Below are 1927 nucleotides of genomic sequence, written 5' to 3'. Positions count from 1 at the left end.
TCTAGTCAGGTGAATGAGATTCATGCACGCATAGCCGTATTGAACAAATTTACAGAATTAGGTCGTCCTCATACCCAAGTTGTCACTTGAATTCTGTTCAAATGAGCAGAGTGTTATCTTTTAAATCTTTGTGCAACAAAGCCCATCAGCTCTACGATGTTAATTTAAAAAAAACTAAAAACAGGGATAGAAAATTTTCGCTAAAGAGCTTTTTGATTTTCGATTTATAAAAAATATTGCTTTTTTTATACTATGGGGTACTATAGTATAAAAGCTAGCAAATAAGGAGGTCTGATGCCTAATCAGGTTGAAGACAAAAAAAAGATTCTTCTACGCGTCAGAAGGATCAAAGGTCAGACGCAAGCGATTGAAAAAGCGTTAGAAGACAATGTGGAATGTGGTGCAATTCTGCAACAAATATGCTCTGTGCGTGGTGCTATTAATGGTTTAATGAATGAAATGCTGGAGGTTCATTTAAAGGACACTTTAGTATCAGGTGAAACCACAGAACAACAACGAAAAGAAGAATTGGCTGAAATCGCCAAGATTCTAAAATCATATTTAAAATAGATCTGTATAAGGAATTATTCCATGAAGTCACGTGCTGCCGTTGCGTTTGCTCCTGGTCAACCTCTTCAAATTGTTGAAGTTGATGTTGCACCACCGAAGAAAGGTGAAGTATTAATCAAGATCTCCCATACCGGTGTGTGTCATACAGACGCATTTACTTTATCTGGCGATGATCCTGAAGGTGTTTTTCCGGCTATTCTCGGGCATGAAGGTGCTGGTGTCGTAGTTGAGGTTGGTGAAGGCGTGACTAGCGTCAAACCAGGTGATCATGTAATTCCACTTTACACCGCTGAATGTGGCGAGTGCGTATTCTGTAAATCTGGAAAATCGAACTTGTGTATTTCCGTTCGCGAAACTCAAGGTAGAGGCGTAATGCCAGATGGTACCACTCGTTTTTCCTATAATGGTCAACCGATTTACCACTATATGGGCTGCTCAACGTTCAGTGAATACACGGTAGTGGCAGAAGTATCATTGGCTAAAATCAATCCTGAAGCCAATCACGAACATGTCTGCTTACTGGGTTGTGGTGTCACAACGGGTATCGGTGCAGTACACAACACGGCTAAAGTACAAGAAGGTGATAGTGTTGCGGTCTTTGGTTTAGGTGGTATTGGTCTGGCAGTCGTACAAGCCGCACGTCAAGCTAAAGCAGGACGTATTATTGTGGTTGACATGAATCCAGATAAATTTGCGCTGGCAAAAGAGTTTGGTGCAACGGACTTCTTAAACCCTAAAGACTACGACAAACCAATCCAGCAAGTCATTGTCGAAATGACTGGTTGGGGTGTAGATCATTCATTTGAATGTATTGGCAACGTGAATGTGATGCGTGCAGCTCTTGAAAGTGCACACCGTGGCTGGGGACAATCCGTAATTATTGGTGTAGCTGGCGCAGGTCAGGAAATCTCTACCCGTCCATTCCAACTGGTTACTGGTCGTAAATGGCTAGGTTCTGCCTTTGGTGGCGTAAAAGGTCGTACGCAACTTCCAGGAATGGTTGAAGATGCCATGAAAGGTAAAATTCAATTAGAACCATTTGTGACACATACGATGGGCTTGGATCAGATCAATGAAGCCTTTGATCTAATGCATGAAGGTAAGTCAATTCGTACTGTAATTCATTACGAATAATTCCGTCAGACCTTATAGTTTTCCATGCATGTGCATCATGAATGACATGCATGGAATCCTCTAAAACGGCACATTATCTGTAAAACCGATCTATCTGTGTAGGCATCGTGTATAGGTTCAACAAACCTGCCTGGCACTGTTGCAAATAGAGATTTGAGTCGATGAAGTTCCTTTTTAAAAGTGCTTAGAGACCGAAAACCCTGTTGATTAGACACACTTCACC

General features: G+C 41.5%; 2 protein-coding genes. Both read left to right on the top strand.

Translation table 11 applies throughout. The annotated features are described in order from the left end of the window. The first annotated feature begins 294 nt into the window (after positions 1 to 294). Positions 295 to 570: a metal/formaldehyde-sensitive transcriptional repressor gene (locus tag H4I94_RS16095; RefSeq protein ID WP_001133625.1), complete on the top strand. Its 276-nt coding sequence runs from the start codon at positions 295 to 297 to the stop codon at positions 568 to 570. A gap of 21 nt (positions 571 to 591) precedes the next feature. After that, a complete protein-coding gene (locus tag H4I94_RS16090; RefSeq protein WP_000842132.1) occupies positions 592 to 1704 on the top strand; it encodes an S-(hydroxymethyl)glutathione dehydrogenase/class III alcohol dehydrogenase in 1113 nt (370 codons plus the stop codon). The last annotated feature ends 223 nt before the right edge of the window (positions 1705 to 1927 follow it).

The organism is Acinetobacter sp. T_3_1, from assembly GCF_025377055.1.
GTDB classification, from domain to species: domain Bacteria; phylum Pseudomonadota; class Gammaproteobacteria; order Pseudomonadales; family Moraxellaceae; genus Acinetobacter; species Acinetobacter kookii.
This window is presented reverse-complemented; position numbering and strand designations above follow the sequence as displayed.

Bases quoted from the DNA above. Each gene is read 5' to 3' on its own strand.
- H4I94_RS16095 (WP_001133625.1), top strand. From the start codon at position 295: ATGCCTAATCAGGTTGAAGACAAAAAAAAGATTCTTCTACGCGTCAGA.
- H4I94_RS16090 (WP_000842132.1), top strand. From the start codon at position 592: ATGAAGTCACGTGCTGCCGTTGCGTTTGCTCCTGGTCAACCTCTTCAA.